General features: G+C 65.0%; 14 protein-coding genes and 1 riboswitch. Of the genes, 1 reads left to right on the top strand and 13 read right to left on the bottom strand.

The features are described 5' to 3' along the window. Positions 1–69 precede the first annotated feature (69 nt). From TMPK1_RS04780 to TMPK1_RS04730, 11 genes are read right to left on the bottom strand one after another with little or no spacing between them, the layout of a single operon-like run. Entirely contained in the window at positions 70–585 is a 516-nt protein-coding gene (locus TMPK1_RS04780; RefSeq protein ID WP_420241754.1) for a tyrosine phosphatase family protein, read from the bottom strand. After that, positions 582–1,322 (bottom strand): adenosylcobinamide-GDP ribazoletransferase, encoded by a 741-nt coding sequence (gene cobS, locus TMPK1_RS04775; protein WP_420241753.1) that lies wholly within the window; start codon positions 1,320–1,322, stop codon positions 582–584. The genes TMPK1_RS04780 and cobS overlap by 4 nt, the downstream gene beginning before the upstream one ends. Then, positions 1,319–2,347: a nicotinate-nucleotide--dimethylbenzimidazole phosphoribosyltransferase gene (gene cobT, locus TMPK1_RS04770; protein ID WP_420241751.1), complete on the bottom strand. Its 1,029-nt coding sequence runs from the start codon at positions 2,345–2,347 to the stop codon at positions 1,319–1,321. Before cobT ends, cobS begins: the two co-directional genes overlap by 4 nt. Then, positions 2,344–3,798, bottom strand: coding sequence for a cobyric acid synthase (locus TMPK1_RS04765; protein ID WP_420241750.1), 1,455 nt, complete (start codon positions 3,796–3,798; stop codon positions 2,344–2,346). Before TMPK1_RS04765 ends, cobT begins: the two co-directional genes overlap by 4 nt. Beyond that, complete coding sequence (cbiB, locus tag TMPK1_RS04760; protein WP_420241749.1) at positions 3,786–4,715, bottom strand: adenosylcobinamide-phosphate synthase CbiB; 930 nt, start codon at positions 4,713–4,715, stop codon at positions 3,786–3,788. Before cbiB ends, TMPK1_RS04765 begins: the two co-directional genes overlap by 13 nt. Continuing rightward, positions 4,708–5,478, bottom strand: a complete 771-nt coding sequence (locus TMPK1_RS04755; protein ID WP_420241748.1) for an ABC transporter ATP-binding protein — start codon at positions 5,476–5,478, stop codon at positions 4,708–4,710. The genes cbiB and TMPK1_RS04755 overlap by 8 nt, the downstream gene beginning before the upstream one ends. Continuing rightward, positions 5,475–6,458: a FecCD family ABC transporter permease gene (locus TMPK1_RS04750; protein ID WP_420241747.1), complete on the bottom strand. Its 984-nt coding sequence runs from the start codon at positions 6,456–6,458 to the stop codon at positions 5,475–5,477. Before TMPK1_RS04750 ends, TMPK1_RS04755 begins: the two co-directional genes overlap by 4 nt. Then, entirely contained in the window at positions 6,455–7,291 is an 837-nt protein-coding gene (locus TMPK1_RS04745; RefSeq protein WP_420241746.1) for an ABC transporter substrate-binding protein, read from the bottom strand. Before TMPK1_RS04745 ends, TMPK1_RS04750 begins: the two co-directional genes overlap by 4 nt. After that, entirely contained in the window at positions 7,291–7,896 is a 606-nt protein-coding gene (gene cobO / locus TMPK1_RS04740; protein ID WP_420241745.1) for a cob(I)yrinic acid a,c-diamide adenosyltransferase, read from the bottom strand. The genes TMPK1_RS04745 and cobO overlap by 1 nt, the downstream gene beginning before the upstream one ends. Further along, positions 7,893–8,870 carry an aminotransferase class I/II-fold pyridoxal phosphate-dependent enzyme gene (locus TMPK1_RS04735; protein ID WP_420241744.1) on the bottom strand — a complete coding sequence of 326 codons (978 nt, stop codon included), beginning with the start codon at positions 8,868–8,870 and terminating at the stop codon, positions 7,893–7,895. Before TMPK1_RS04735 ends, cobO begins: the two co-directional genes overlap by 4 nt. Before the next feature lie 2 nt (positions 8,871–8,872). After that, the gene (locus tag TMPK1_RS04730; RefSeq protein WP_420241743.1) at positions 8,873–10,759 is read right to left on the bottom strand and encodes a TonB-dependent receptor plug domain-containing protein; all 1,887 of its coding nucleotides are present in this window, start codon (positions 10,757–10,759) and stop codon (positions 8,873–8,875) included. A 184-nt stretch (positions 10,760–10,943) separates the two neighbouring features. Beyond that, positions 10,944–11,133: riboswitch (cobalamin riboswitch) on the bottom strand. Positions 11,134–11,184: 51 nt separating this feature from the next. Here TMPK1_RS04730 and cobU point away from each other — a divergent pair. Further along, a complete protein-coding gene (cobU, locus tag TMPK1_RS04725) occupies positions 11,185–11,709 on the top strand; it encodes a bifunctional adenosylcobinamide kinase/adenosylcobinamide-phosphate guanylyltransferase (RefSeq protein ID WP_420241742.1) in 525 nt (174 codons plus the stop codon). 58 nt (positions 11,710–11,767) lie between these two features. Here cobU and TMPK1_RS04720 read toward each other — a convergent pair whose 3' ends face one another. Both TMPK1_RS04720 and TMPK1_RS04715 read right to left on the bottom strand, forming a co-directional pair. Continuing rightward, positions 11,768–13,429: a methyl-accepting chemotaxis protein gene (locus TMPK1_RS04720; protein WP_420241741.1), complete on the bottom strand. Its 1,662-nt coding sequence runs from the start codon at positions 13,427–13,429 to the stop codon at positions 11,768–11,770. A gap of 155 nt (positions 13,430–13,584) precedes the next feature. Then, positions 13,585–15,636 carry an AsmA family protein gene (locus TMPK1_RS04715; RefSeq protein WP_420241740.1) on the bottom strand — a complete coding sequence of 684 codons (2,052 nt, stop codon included), beginning with the start codon at positions 15,634–15,636 and terminating at the stop codon, positions 13,585–13,587. Positions 15,637–15,654: the final 18 nt, after the last annotated feature.

Genomic DNA, 15,654 nt, shown 5'->3' with positions numbered 1-15,654 from the left:
GACGAGTATGTCCCGGCTTGCGGAAAGCCTACAAGCGAGCCGTAGGCCCGGATCGCGCCAGCGAGCGACTTAAGTTTGGCTGGGGCGGACGCGGAACTCGAATGGCGCGCCGCAAGCCGCCGTGGCACCCCGGCCGATCGAGGCGATCGCCGCAATCATCCGACCGCTTCTGGCCAGCACCTCGTCGGCCAGCGCAATCAGCCGTTGATTCGGCGTTGCGGTCGGCGAGGCCGCGCGCAGTGCCAGTGCGATCTCGGCTTCGGACCGGTTCGGATCGGCGGCGCAGGCCAGAATAAAGGATGCCGCCGTCGACCGGCTGATCCCCATCCAGCAATGGACCAGCATCGGTGCCGGTTCGGTCCAGGCCGCAGCGAAGTCGAGCAGGCGGTGCAGCGAGTTCGCATCGGGCGCGACCAGGCCGCTGCGGGTCGCGTCGATGTCGTGAAAGCCCAGCACCAGATGCGGCACCTTTACGGGCAGGACCGGCGCGGTCTGCGTCGGCGACAGGATGGTCACGACGCGCGCTGGCTGGCGCGCCACGCACAGCGCGCGCACCGAATCCAATGGGCCGACCAACAGGGTCATGCGACGACGAGACTGGCGCCGGCCAGCAGCACGGCGATTTCCGCGAGCTGTTCGACCGCACCCAGAACGTCGCCGGTCGTGCCGCCGATCGCGCGCTGTGCACGCCACAGCAACAAGCCGCACGCGCTTGCAATCAACAGCAGCGCAAAGATGGGTGCCGGCCAGGACAGAAGCAGCAGCGGCAACAAACCCCAGGCGAGCGCAAACGACGCTTCGCCGATGCGCACATTGCTGGGCGCGATCTTCGCAGCGTCGATCGCACCGGCATATTCCGTCGTCGCCATCGCCAACACCGCGATCGCGCGACCGGCGCCATGCGCGACGACCAAGCTCAGCGCCGCAAGCGAAGGCGGCATCGTGGCCAATGCAGCAACGCGCAGCGCGATGCCCAGCCCCAGCGCCAGCATGCCGTAGGTGCCGATGCGGCTGTCTTTCATGATCGCGAGGCGCTGTTCGCGCGTGCGTCCGCCACCGAAACCGTCGGCCGTGTCGGCAAGCCCGTCTTCATGCAGCGCACCGGTCAGCAGCATGCCGACCCCAATCGCCAGCAAGGCCGGCACAGCACCGCTCCAGATCTGCGCCGCCAGCAACAACACCGAAGCCGACACCGCGCCGACCAGATGCCCGACCAACGGAAAATACTTGGCTGCGCGCGAAATTGCGTCGGGCTGGAAGTCGCGCAACGGCGGCAGCGGCAGCCTGGTCAGGAATTGCAGCGCGCAGTGCAGCTGGTTCATCCCAGGCGGCCCGACAAGACGTCGTCGAGCGTCGCGACGTCGCTGAACAGATTGACCGCCGCGCGCAACAACGGCGCCGCCAGCACCGCGCCGGTGCCTTCGCCGAGACGCAGGCCAAGATCGAGCAGCGGTTGCGTCTGCAATACGTCAAGCAGAATGCGATGGCCGCGCTCGGCCGAGGCATGGGCGAAGATGCAATATTCGCGCGCTGCCGGCACCAGGCGGATCGCGGCCAAGGCTGCAACCGACGCGATGAACCCGTCGACCAGAATGACGCGCCGCGAAGCTGCACCGCCAAGTACGATGCCCGCCAGCAGAATGATTTCGAGCCCGCCGAATTCGCGCAGCACGTCGAGCGGTGCGGTGACGTTGCTGCGCGCGGCCGCACGTTCCAGCGCCGCGATCTTGCGCGCCATGCCGGCTGCATCATGGCCAGCGCCGGCGCCGATACAGTCGTTCAACGCTGCCGGCGCCAGACGATGCAACAGCAATGCGGCGGTGGCGCTGTTGCCGATCCCCATCTCGCCCAGCATCAGCGCGTCGATGTCGCTCTCTTCGCCGGCCAGCTTGATGCCTGCTGCCAAGGCACGCGCAACTTCGTCGTCGGTCAGTGCGGCTTCGATCGTCGCGTCGCGCGTGCCGCGCCGGATCTTTTCGTTGCGCAGCCGTGGGTGCGGGGCCAAGTCGGCATCGACGCCGGCATCGACGATGCAGACTTCGACGTCGCAGGCGCGGGCCAACGCATTCACGCTGGCGCGGCCGGCCAGCATCGTCGCGACCATCGCTTGCGTCACCGCAGACGGATAGGCGGATACGCCTTGCGCGTTGAGGCCGTGATCGCCGGCAACGACGCAAGCCCGCACGCGGCGGATCCGTGGGTCGATCCGGTTCTGGATTGCGCCCAGACGCACCGCGAGATCTTCGAGACGCCCCAAGGCACCCGGCGGCTTGGCCAAGCCGTCGACACGGGCGCGCAACGACGCGGTCAGCGCAGCATCGAACGGTTCAATGACGGGGAAGTTCATGGCAGCAGGCCTGCGATCCGGGAAACTGCGTTGATGTCGAGTGAGCGTTCGAGCAGGGCAGCGATCTCATCCAACGCGGCGTCGATCTTGGCATCGTGGTCTTCGCCGTCCGAGGCGGCGCCAAGCTCGGCCAGCAACGCCGCGCGCGCCGCGCCATTGGCGAACAGCCCGTGCAAATAGATGCCGGCGATCCGTCCGTCGGGCGACACGGCGCCGCCATTGGTGCCGTGCAGAAACGGGCGCGCAGTTGCGGGCCCCGTAGTGCGTCCGACATGCATTTCGTAACCGCTGACCGATGCGCCGCCGCGCACCAAGGTGCCGCGCACGTCGCGCAGAATTTTGGCGGGCGTCATCACGGTTTCGACGTCGAGCAAGCCAAGCCCGTCGGCGTCCGATGGCGCACCTTCGATCCCGTTCGGATCGGCGATGCGGCGGCCCAGCAATTGATAGCCGCCGCAAATTCCCAGCATACGTCCGCCGCGCCGCACATGCGCCTGAATATCGATGTCCCAACCTTGCGTGCGCAGAAAGGCGAGATCGGCCAACGTCGCCTTGGTGCCGGGCAGAATGATCAGATCGGCGTCGCCGGGAAGCGCGGTGCCGGGCGGAACGAAGGAGAAGTCGACCGACGCCTCGGCGCGCAACGGATCGAACTCGTCGAAATTGGCGATGCGCGACAACATCGGCACCACGATCTTGCAGCTGGCGCCGTTGCTGCTGCGGGCGCGGCCCAGCACGACCGCATCTTCAGCCGGCAGCCGGTACGCGCCAGGCAGGAACGGCACCATGCCAAGATCAGCCCAACCGGTGCGCGCGGTGATCTCGCGCCGCCCGTCGTCGAACAAGGTTGGATCGCCGCGAAACTTGTTGATCGCAAAGCCGCGAATGCGGGCGCGATCGGCGTCGTCGAGCACTGTGTGCGCGCCGACCAGCGCTGCGATGACATGGCCGCGATCAATGTCGCCCAGCAACAGCACCGGCACGTCGGCTGCGTGGGCGAACCCCATATTGGCGATGTCGTTGGCGCGCAAATTGGTTTCGGCCGGACTGCCGGCGCCTTCGATCAGCAGCAAATCGGCTTGGCGTTCGAGCGCGCGGTAGGACTCCAGCGCAACACCCAGCAGCGCCTGCTTGCGCTCTTGATAGCCGCGCGCGGGCCAAGTGCCCTGCATCTGTCCGCGCACGATCAGCTGCGCGCCGACATCGCTTTGCGGTTTCAGCAGCACCGGATTCATGTCGACGGTGGGCGCGGTCCGGCAGGCGCGCGCCTGGACCGCCTGGGCGCGTCCGATTTCGCCGCCGTCGGCGGTGACGGCGGCGTTGTTGCTCATATTCTGCGGCTTGAACGGCCGCACGATCAGGCCACGATTGGTGAAGAGGCGGCACAGGCCGGCGACGATCGTCGACTTGCCGACATCCGAACCGCAACCTTGAATCATCAGCGCCGGCATTTGCGTGCTCCTGCAAGTGCCAACAGGCCAACGCCCACGCAAAGCAACACGCACGCACCGGCCGTCACGCGCAGGCCACGTGCGAGATCGGCTGCATCGGGTTTGCGTCCATTGCCAAAGCTTGGACGTTCGACCGTGACGCCGTCATAGGTTGCGGGCCCGCCGAGCTGTACCTGCAGCGCGCCGGCCATGGCGGCTTCGGGCCAGCCAGCATTGGGCGAGGCATGTTTGCGCGCGTCGCGCAGCATCGTGCCGAAGCCGCCGCGACCTGCGATCGCCAACAAGGCGCCTGCGATGCGCGCCGGAATCCAATTCATCGCGTCATCGCTGCGCGCTGCGGCCCAGCCGAACTTGCGCCACGGTTCTTCGCGATGGCCGATCATGCTGTCGGCGGTGTTGACCACCTTGTACGCGAACAGGCCGGCCAGCCCGCCCAACCAGAACCAGAAGGCGGGCGCGACGATGCCGTCGCAGAAACTTTCGGCCAGGCTTTCCAATGCCGCGGCGGCGACACCGCTTTCGTCGAGATTGCTGGTGTCGCGACCGACGATGCGCGCGACGGCAATGCGTGCTGCCGCCAAGTCGTCGCGTGCCAAGGCGCGCTGCACGTCATGCACATGCAGGAACAGGCTGCGCTGCGCCAATCCCAGCGTTGCGACGACCGGTACCATCGGGCGCGGCAGGATGCGCGTCGCGACGACGCCGACGGTTGCAGCGCCGCCGGCGATGAGTGCCACCGTCGCAACGCCGCGCTGCTGACGGTCTGCGTCGCTGCCATGGTTCCAGCGTCGCGCCAGCGCGTCGATCGCGCGTCCGATCGCAACGACCGGATGCGGGATGCGCCGGTGCAGCGCGTCGGGATATCCGACCGCGGCTTCCAGCAGCAAGGCTGCGGCAGTGCCGGCTGCGTCAGGCACGGCCGACCACATCGATCACCAGCCCATGCGCGCCGGTCGTGATTTCGGAATCGACGCCGTAGACCTGTTTGATCGTCGCGGTCGTCAATGCTTCGGCCGGCGCCGCATCGGCGACGATCTTCCCGTCGCGCAGCAGCAGAATGCGATCGGCGACACGCGCCGCCAGCTGCAGATCGTGCAAGGTCAAGACGACGCCGATGCCGGCGCTGGCGATCCGGCGCAGCAGCTTGCACGCGTCGAGCTGATAGCCGACATCGAGACCGGTCAGTGGCTCGTCGGCGAGCAGCCAGGGCGGTTCGCCCGCAAGCACGCGCGCCAACAACGCCCGTGCACGCTCGCCGCCCGACAGGCTGGTCGCGACGCGATCGGCGAAGTCGGTGAGGCCGACTGCGTGCAATGCCTGCTCGACCGCGAACTGGTCGGCGACGGTCGGCGTGCCGAAGCCGCGATGCGGCAAGCGGCCCAATGCAACCAACGTCGCGACGTCGACGCTCCAGGCGATTTCCTGCAGCTGCGGCAGAAATCCGATCCGCTGCGCGCGCAGCCGCGACGGCAACGTGTCGAGCGATTCGTCGCCGAGCTTCACCGAACCGCGCGCCGGTTTCAGCAGACCAGCGAGACAGGTGAGCAAGGTCGATTTGCCGGCGCCGTTGGGTCCGAGGATTGCGGTGACGTTGCCCGCGTCGAACGTCGCGCTGACATCGTCGAGCACAAGCCGGTCGCCCAGCCGTACGCGCAGGCCTTTTGCAGAAAGCTGTTTCATGCCAGCCGCCGGCGTTGTTGCACCAACAGCAGCAGAAAGAACGGTGCGCCCAGCACCGACAGCGCAACGCCAAGGCGAAGCTCGGCTGCTGCCGGCGTCAGCCGCACCAACATGTCGGCGGCGAGCACCAAAGCAGCGCCGCCAAGCGCACTGGGAAACAACAACCGACCCGGACGTGCACCCACCAGCGGCCGCACCAGATGCGGAACGACCAGGCCGACGAAGCTGATCACGCCGGTCACGGCAACGCAGCCGCCGGCGACAAGTCCGACACCCAGCACCAGCAACACGCGCGTCGTGTCGAGTTCGATTCCCAGCGCGCGTGCGCCGGTCTCGCCCAAGGTCAGCGCATCCAGCGCACGGCGCGTGGTGAAGATCAGCGCGGCGCCGACCAGCACGAACGGCGTCGCCAGTTGCAGCTCGTTGACGCTACGATCCTGCAGCGAGCCAAGCAGCCAATTGACGATTTCGTTGATCGCCCACGGGTTCGGCGCCAGGCTCAACGCCAGCGCGACGCCGGCACCAGCCAGGCTTTGCAGCACCACACCCGCCAGCAGAAACGTCACGACGCCGCCAGTCAGCCGTGCCAGCAACAGCAGCAGAACGATGCCCAGCATCGCACCGCCGACGGCAGCGGCGGGCAGCACCCAGGGCGTAGTGTTCAGTCCAAGATACAAAGTCGTGACCGCGCCCAGCGCCGCCATCGGCGACACGCCGAGAATGCCGGGGTCGGCCAACGGGTTGCGTGTGTAGCCCTGCAAGGCAGCGCCACACAACGCAAGACCGCCACCGACGAGCATGGCCAGCAAGGTGCGTGGCACGCGCAAGCCCAACAGGATCGCACGCTGTGTCGTATCGGCGTCGTTCAGAAAGGTCGCGAGCGGAATCCAGATGCGCCCGACGCTGAGCGACAACACCGCCAGGCCGAGCACCAGCACGACGCCGCCGATCAGCACGATCGAAAGAGGTGGATGCTTCATGCTGTGCGCGCCCATTCTTTGCGTGCAGCGGCCAGGATCGGCGCCGTGTACAGCAGCACCGGTCCGCCGCAATAGAGCAGCCGTTCGGGAAACACGCCGCGGCGCATGCGGTTGGCGACCAGGCGCAAAGCCGGATGATTGACGATGCGCTCGGCCCAAGGCGGCCGATCGGTTGCCACGTCACCGGACAGAAGAATGTCGGGTGGATCGTCGAGCAACGCTTCGAGCGGCACGTTGCCCCATTTCTTCAAGCCATAGCGACCCGCCGCATTGGCGAAGCCAGTGCGTTTCAGCATCTCGTCGACCAACGTGCCTTCGCCGGCGGCGAAGCCGCGTGGTTGAAACACCAGCGCGCGCGGCCTTGCGTCGTCGCTCGGTTGGGCGGCGCGCAACGCCGCTTCGATGCGCGCAATCAGCGCTGCGCCGCGCGATACGTTGTTGGTCAAGGTCGCGATCCGTTCGACCTGCGCGATGCTTTGCGCCACCGTGTCGGGCACGGTGAAGGTTTCGACGCGAATGCCGAACCGGTCGAGCGCATTGCGCGTCGCGGGCGCGGAATGGCGGCTGGCCAGAACCAGATCGGGGCGCAGCGCGAGAATTTCTTCGGCGCTTTCGTAGGTGATCGGAATGTCGTGCGCGGTTTCGGCCAGGATCGAGGCCTGCGTCTGGCGCGCATAGTGGCTGATGGCGACGACCTGGGCGCGGTCGGCGATTTCGACCAGCGCCGCGTCGAGGCACGGGTTGAGCGACACGACGCGCTGCGTCGGTTCCGCCAGCGATGCGGTCGGCATCGTGGCGAGACCAGCCAGCACAGCGCGGCGCGTGATGCGCATCAGAAATCGATTCCGCGCTGGGCCTTCAACCCGGCGTCGAACGGATGTTTCACCGACTGCATCTCGGTGACGAGGTCGGCGACTGCGATCAATTCGGGCTTGGCGTTGCGGCCAGTGACGCAGACATGCATCTCGCGCGGCCGGGCCTGCAAATCGGCGACGACCTGGTTCACGTCGAGATAGTCGTAGCGCAGCGCGATGTTCAGCTCGTCGAGTACGACGAGATGTAGCGACGTGTCGGCCAATAGCTCTTTTGCTTTTTCCCAGGCAGCTTCGGCGGCGGCAATGTCGCGCGCACGATCCTGCGTTTCCCAGGTGAAGCCTTCGCCCATGACGTGAAAGCGAACCTGGTCGGGGAAACGGCGGAAGAATTCCTTCTCGCCGGTCTTCCACTTGCCCTTGATGAATTGCACGACGCCGACCTCGAAACCCCAGCCCAGCGCGCGCGCGATCATGCCGAACGCCGCCGTCGATTTGCCTTTGCCGTCGCCGGTGTGAACCATCAACAAGCCGTGGCCGGCGCGCTTCTCGCGCATCATCTCGTCGCGCTCGGCTTTGAGCGCTTTCATCGCTTCATTGTGCGCGCGGTTGATGTCGTCGCTCATGCCAGCCTCTCCAACGAAATCGCAAGCCGCTGCCAGCCGTCAGCGGGCGGAAGTCCGAATCGTAGCCAGTCTGGCTGATCCTGGAAGGGGCGAGTCAAAATCCCTTGCGCCGCCAACGCGTCGAACCGGCGCTGCGCATCTTTGCTGCGCGTCAGCTGGAACAGCTTGGTGCCGCCGATGGTTTCGAATCCGGCCGCGCGCAGCAACGTACCAAGCCGCTGTGACTCGTCGGCGAGACGCAGGCGCATCTGCTGGATCCAAGCCAGATCGCGATATGCATGCGTGCCCGCAACGATCGCGTCGGCGGACACGGGCCAATCGCCAATCGCTGCATGCAGCCGCTCGAGCACTTGTTGATCGGCAACCACGAAGCCGAGCCGCAGGCCAGCCAGGCCAAAGAATTTTCCAAACGAGCGCAGCACGATCAGTCGCGGATGCGGCCATAGCGCGACGCTGATCTCGGGATCGGTGTCGGCGAAGCTTTCATCGATCACCAGCCAACCGTTGCGCGCACTTTGCCGGTCGGCAAGCGCACGGATGGCGGCGATGTCGGTTACCGCACCGGTTGGATTGGCGGGATTGATCACGACGCAAATATCGGCGTCGTCACCGGGTGCAACGATGCGTGCACCGGCCGCGCGCCAAGCAGCGTCGTGGCTGGCATAGAGCGCTGGATCCAGCGCAACCGAATGGCCGAGCCCAAGCAAGGGAAGGGCGCGCAACGCCGCTTCGGCGCCCGCAACCGGTGCGACGCGGGTTGCATCGACAACGTCGAACGCCGCTGCAGCCGCATCGCGCAAGGCGACAAGTTCTTCGCGCAGCGGCAGACGCGCACGCTGCGCGTCGCTGGCGCGCGGCGCGTTGTAAGTGTGCGGATTGAGTCCGGTCGAAAGATCGAGCCACGGCTCCGGCGCAGCGGGCCAGGCGCGGCGTGCCGCGTCCAGATTTCCGCCGTGCCGGAGAAACGGGTTCATTGTCAGAAGGTCAACCGTGCACCGACATACCCGGTGCGGCCCAACGTGCCGTTGCGGAATGTCGTTTCATAGGTTTCGTTGGTGACGTTCTCGACGCGGCCATACAGCTCGACATTGGCGGTCACCTGCCACGAAGCACGCAGATCCAGCAACGTATAGGCTTCGAGCCGCGTCAGGTTGGTCGCATTGTCAAAGCTGCGACCGCCATAGCGGACGGCGACGCTGGTCGTGACGGCGAACGGCCAGTCATACGACACGGTCGCATTGGCCGTGCGTCGTGGGCGACGCGACAATTCCCGGCCAAAGGTCGCCGATCCCGGCGAACGGTCTTTGGCTTCGGTATAGGTGTAATTGGCGGTGATCGTCAGCGGGTCGATCGGATTCAAGGTCATCGACAATTCGATACCTTCCGCTTCGGCCCGCGCAACGTTGTCGTAAAAGCCGAAGCGGCCGTTGGCGCAATTCGGCGTGGCGATGCTGGTGCACGACACGAAGTTGATCAGGTTGACCGAGTCACGTTTGAACCAGGTCGCCTGCGCGATGACGCGGTTGCCCCATACATGTTGCTCGATGCCGACGTCGCCGCTTTGCGCTTCTTCCGGCTGCAGCGCCTTGTTGCCGAAGTCCGAGAAGAGCTGGAACAAGGTCGGCGCCTTGAATCCTTCGCCGTAGGAGGCGCGCAGGATCGTCGCTCCGTTGAACAGGCGCCAAGCGGCCGATGCTTGCGTCGTGGTATGGCTGCCGAAGGTTGCGTGATCGTCAAAACGCAGACCGGCGGTCAAGGTCAGGTCCTGGACCGGTTCGACTTGCAGCTGCGCGTAGCCGCTGTCGATATCGGTGCTGGCTTTTGCCGGCGTCGGACTGGGCGCAGTTGCAGTGGGCGAGGCCGAGCGGAAGTTCGAATGTTCGTGTTCGGCACCGAACACCGCTTGCCAGCCTTTGGTGATTTGCAGCGTGCCTTGATATTCAAAGCGCAGATTCTCGCCCAGCGCATCGAAGGTCGTGGTCGTGACGCGCTGTTCGGGATTGAAGTTCATCCGCTCGGTGCGCGTGTATTGCAGCGCCAGGCGGTTTTTCAGACGACCGTCGAAAGCGCCAAAATTCAACCCGGTATAGTTGAGCAGCTCTTTGGTGCGGCCGTATTCCAGGTCGTCGCGCGTGGTTGAGTCAAAGTCGTTTCGCGCGTCGGAATAGTAACCGCGGAAATCGATCGATGCGTCGCTGGTCAGATTGATGCGCAGTCGGCCGCTGACCGTGTCGTTGTGATACGGATCGCGTTCGCGACCACCAAACCGTGCATCGAAGGCCGATACGCTGCTGGTGCGGTAATGCGAAGCTGCGACCCGCCACAGCACGTTCTCGCTGACGCCACCGACGCCGGCCCTGGCCGAGAAGGTGCCGCGATTGCCGCCTTCGATTTTCAGGTCGGCCTGCAACGGCTTGATCGGTTCGGCGGTGATGATGTTGACCACGCCGCCGATCGCCTGGCTGCCCCACAAAACCGACTGCGCGCCACGCAGAATTTCGATGCGCGTAATGTCGGCGGTGACGAGGTTGGCGAAGTTGTAGCCACCACCAGTCGAAGACGGGTCGTTCAGCTTGACGCCGTCGACCAGCACGATCGTCTGGTCGCTCTCGGCACCGCGAATGCGCAGCGACGTGGTTTCGCCCGGACCACCATTGCGATTGTACGAGATGCCCGGCGTGCGCAGCAGCAAATCGGTTACGACCAGCGCTTGATCGGCGCGGATATCGGCTTCGGTGAGAACCGAGACAGACTGGCCGATCTGGTCCAGGCGTGCCGGCGCGCGCGTCGCAACGACGACGATCTCGTCAGGCGAGGACGATGCGGCGGGCAGGCCTTCGGCGATTGCAGCGGTGCTGGACAACAGCCCGGCAGCGAGGACGGAAAGAGACGAACGGCGAACCAAGACAACCTCCACGAACGGTGAGGCTGCGTTCAGCGATCGAAGCGGTGCGAAACGTGCGGCGCCACTTCGTCCGCTGGTCGCAGCAGACGACTCGCCGTCTTTCGGGAAGAGTCCCGCTCGCTCGGCGCACCCCGGCCGGTCGAGTGACGACATCCGACAGGCAGGTCTCCTGGCTCGCGGGTCAGTGCGCTGCCCGTCGCCTTCCCAGCACGAATGCCAGTGGCGTATGACGGGTGGGCTCGCCGCTTACAGTTGCGGGGGCAGCCCGGGTTTTCCACCCGAGTTCCCTTTTGATCCTCGTTTGAAGAGGAACCTGTCGTGGGGGCCGGCTTAGGGGCCGCGCAGGGCTTCGTCAACAAGCCGAGCGAGATGCGAGTTATGCCGTGATTACCTTAGTCCTGGGCGGCGCACGGTCGGGCAAGACGCGCTACGCGCTAAGCGAAGCCCAGCGTCGGGCCGCGGAGTCGCGCAACCTGGTGATGATCGCAACCGCCGCGGCCGGCGACGATGAGATGTCGGCGCGCATCGCGCGCCATCGCGAAGAACGCGGGCCCTTGTGGCGCACAATCGAAGAGCCGTTGGCCTTGCCCGCGATCGTGGCGCGGGAAGCGTCGGCGAACCAAGTGATCGTGGTCGATTGCCTGACTTTGTGGCTGACCAACCTGATGCTGGCCGACGAAGACGTCGAAGCATGCAGCGACGCGCTGCTGCAGGCGCTGACTGCACCCGATCTCGATATTTTTCTGATCTCGAACGAAGTCGGGCTGGGCATCGTGCCCGACAACGCACTGGCGCGTCGCTTTCGCGACGAAGCGGGCCGTCTGCATCAACGGATCGCCGCCACCGCCGATCGCGTCGTGCTGGTGGTGGCGGGGATCCCGATGATCGTTAAAGGCGCTCAAGCATGATCCCTCGGGATCATGCTTCGCTTTTTGGTTTGCTCGTTTTCGTGAAGCGAAAACTGAGCTAGGCAGCGCGCACCCCGTCGAGGAAGCGGCGCACTTCGCCGCGCAACGTGTCGGCCTGACGCGCAAGCTCGCTGGCTGCACCCAACACCTGGCTCGCCGCAGCACCAGCCGATTCAGCTGCCTGGCTGACGCCGGCGATGTTCGACGAGACTTCTTTCGTGCCGGCTGCTGCCTGCTGCACATTGCGCGCGATCTCGCCGGTGGTGGCGACCTGTTCTTCGACCGCGCTAGCGATGATCGTGCTGCTTTCCTGAATCGTCGTGATCACTTTCGTGATCTCGCCGACCGCCATCACTGCTTCGCCCGACGTCGTCTGCACCGCCTGGATTTGTCCGCGGATCGTTTCGGTCGCGCGCGACGTCTGTTGCGCCAGCGATTTGACCTCGCTGGCGACAACCGCAAAGCCTTTGCCTGCTTCGCCGGCGCGGGCTGCTTCGATCGTCGCATTGAGTGCCAGCAGGTTGGTTTGGCCCGCGACGCTGTCGATCAAGGTCACGACTTCGTCGATCTTGGCGGTTGCTTCCGACAAAGCCCGCACGGTTGCGTCGGTACGTTGCGCGCGTTCGCCCGCAGCCGATGCTTCTTCGGCCGAGCGCGTGACTTGGCGGCCGATTTCCGAGATCGAGCTCGACAATTCTTCGGCGGCTGCGGCAACCGTGCCGACATTGACCGAGGCTTCTTCGCTGGCCGATGAAACCGTCAGCGCCTGACGGTTGGTTTCTTCAGCAATCGCCGCCATGGCTTCGGCGGTGCTTTGCAGCTCGGTCGATGCACCGCTGACCGCATCGACGATCGCAGTGGCGCTGTTTTCAAAATTCGCAACCAGCCCGTCGATGCGTTTCTGCCGTTCCAGTTTCAGCAGCTCTTCTTCGCGTTGTGCTGCAGCCATCCGTTCGTTCTCGACCAGACCGGCGCGGAAGACTTCCAACGCGGCGGCCATGGTGCCAATTTCGTCCTTGCGCGTGCGGCCCGGAATCTCGACGTCGCGCTTGCCTTGCGACAGTTCACTCATCGTGCCGGTAATAGCGCCGATTGGGCGCACCACGCTGCGTGCGACGACAACTGCGGCGGCAATGCCAGAAATCAGCGCGCCGGCTGCAATGATCAGCGACAGAAGCTGGGTGCGCGCGCCGGTTTCGTTGATTTCCGTCCCCAGCGCTTCAGTCCGTTTCGTCTCCAGGGCGCGTGCTTCGTCGGCGAGATTGGTCATGGCTTGCGCCTTGTCGTCGATCGCCGCTGCGGCCGTTTCGATCGCGGCGTTGTCTTTGCCGGCAATCATGGTGCGAAAGTCGCCATTGATGCCGGTCAGCAGCTCTTGCAGCTTGCGATAGCGGGCCTTGCGGTCCTCCGCGTGCGTGCCGCGCTCAAGTTCGGTCAGCGAGGTGCCGAGATTCTTCACCAGCGTGTCGAAACGTTCGACGACTTTGACGTCGCGCGTCAGGCGCCAGCTCAAGGTATTGCGCCGCAGGCCGACGACTTCGCGGCTCGCGATCGCAAGATTGAGCGTGTTGGACGAAACGCGCCGATATTCGTCGAACGCAGTGTCCATGGAGGCGACGCCGCGCCAACCGATGGTCGCCACAGCCAGCAGCAACAGCAGGATGGCAGCAAAGCCGAACCCGACCCGGCGGCCGATCGGTAGATTTTCGAAGCGACCCATTGTGGACGTCTCTCGCATTTATGATGCGGGGACGATCGAATCCGCGACTTGCTGAAAGGTAAATCACACGCCGATTGCGGCAGCTGGGGTGCGTATGCGCTGTAGGTCGTGTCGATTTTATCGTGCGATTGAGCGCTGATATCGAAACGCGGGCGCTAGTGACGGGGCTGTGAATGTTTGTCGGGTTTGACCGGCGTCGAGCTGCCAGTGCCGGTTCGCGGGCTTCCTTGAGGCTTTGGAGTCGCCTGTTTGGTCGCATCCTGGGCTGCCGGGGTCATGCGCGTGTTGGCTTCGTTGATCATGCCGCGGCAGTCGCTGTCCTGGGCGCCTTCGCCGGGATCAACGAAGGCGAGCGCCGCGCCCACCGGCGTCAGCACGACGCTGAGCACGGCGGCGATGCCGCCTTTGATCAGCAGCGGCTTGGGATCGACGCCGATGGCGGGATATTTGAACGTGCCGCCGATCGTGATCGGCGTGCGGACCGTCAGCGGCGAGACGTCTTTGGGATTGGCTTCGATCCGCAGGTCCAGCGCCTCGCGCCGCAGCGAGATGTCACCCTGGCCGACGATCAGCGTATCGGTCGTGTCGATCACGAGCGCGCGTGGATCCATGATCCCGTCGCGCACATTGAAGTCGGCGACGGCGCAACGCATCGGGTAGGTCTTGTCACCGGTGATCGCAAAGCCGATCGCTTCTGCGATATCCAACCCGACCAGTTCGGTCGCGAGGCTCGACAGGCGACCGCCTTCCATCACCGCCGAGATTTGTCCGTCGGCATTGCCGAGCGAGCGGCGGATTGAATTGCCGGTGCCGACCAGCTGGATGCGACCGTTGATGGTTCCGTCGCCATGGCCGGGCACGCCGGCGCGTCGCAGAATTTCTTCGAACTTGAATCCGCGCAAACGCAGATCGTATTCGGTTTTGACCCGGTCCTGGCGCGCATCGATCACGATGCCGCCTTCGGCGCGGCCGCCCGCAACGCCGACTTTCAACGGCTTCAAGCCCAGCAGCGAATTGTCGAGCTTGATGCCGAGATCGAGATCTTCGAGCGGCAGGCCCGGCGCTTCTAAAGTCTGCGCCTTCAACGTCACGTCGGCGTCGACGCTGCGGATACGGGCAAAGTCGAGCGGCGCATCGGGCAGAACCCGATCGCTGTTGCGAAATCGTTCGGCGACGACGCGCTGCTCGGTGTTGGTGCCGCGGCGGCTGGTCGTGCCGGCTGGCGCACCGACGACGAGACCGAGATCTTTCAGTTTGAGCTGTTTCGAATGGAGGTTGCCGCTGATCAGCATGCGTTCGCGGCCGGCGTCGAATTGCAGCGTGCCCTGCAGATCGCTGTCGCCCACCGTGCCGTCGAACTTTTGGAAGGTGAAAATCTTGCCTTTGCGCAGCAACGTTCCGGTCAGCTTGTAGGGCGGCGTATCCGGCGCGGCGATGCCCGCGATCGGAAACAGGTCGGCGGCGTTTTCGCCTTCGAGCGTCGTCAGCAGATTCAGCCCGGCCATCTGGACCGGATCGATCACGGTACCGACCGCAGTCAGATGCGTGCGCCCGGCGACGGCGTCGACATTCACTTTGTAGGGCTGCGTCGTGTCGCGCAGATTCAACACCGAGCCGCCTTCGAATTTCAGCTCGAACTTGGCGTCCTTGTAAGTGCCGTGCCCGGTGATGCGGATGCGACCGTTGCCGTCCTTGTCGTTGACCGTCTGGACTTGGCTTTCGATGCCGATTTTTTTCAGTGCGTCCTGCAGTGCCAGCTTGCCGTGTTCGATCTGCAAATTGCCGATCTTGGGACCGCTGCCGCTGTTGTCGTCGGGCAGGTCGAGCGTCCAGTTGGCGCTGCCGTCGGCATGCCGCACCAGCGCAAGTTCTGGTTTGATCAGTTTGATTTCGGGCAGTTCCAGCGCGCCGCGGAACAGGGCCGGGACGCTGACGACGATTTCGGTATGCTCGATCTGCCCAACCTTGGTGCCGTTGCCTTGCCAGTCGGGCTCGCTGATCTGGACGTCGTCGAACACGATGCGCGGATGCCAGTGCCATTCGCCATGCACGTCACCGACGATTTTGACCTGTTTGCCCGTAGCCCGGCCAAGCCGCGCCTCAATCGGGGCTTTCAGCCAGTTCCATTGAAACAACAGCGCGACCAGCACAATGAGGCCGGCGAGCGAGGCGAGGACATACAGGCTGATACGAAGCGAGCGGGGCATGTCGCAGCAACGGCGCAC

Origin of the sequence: Roseiterribacter gracilis (assembly GCA_018332375.1) — a bacterium.
In the GTDB taxonomy this organism is placed as follows: domain Bacteria; phylum Pseudomonadota; class Alphaproteobacteria; order BOG-932; family Roseiterribacteraceae; genus Roseiterribacter; species Roseiterribacter gracilis.
This window is presented reverse-complemented; position numbering and strand designations above follow the sequence as displayed.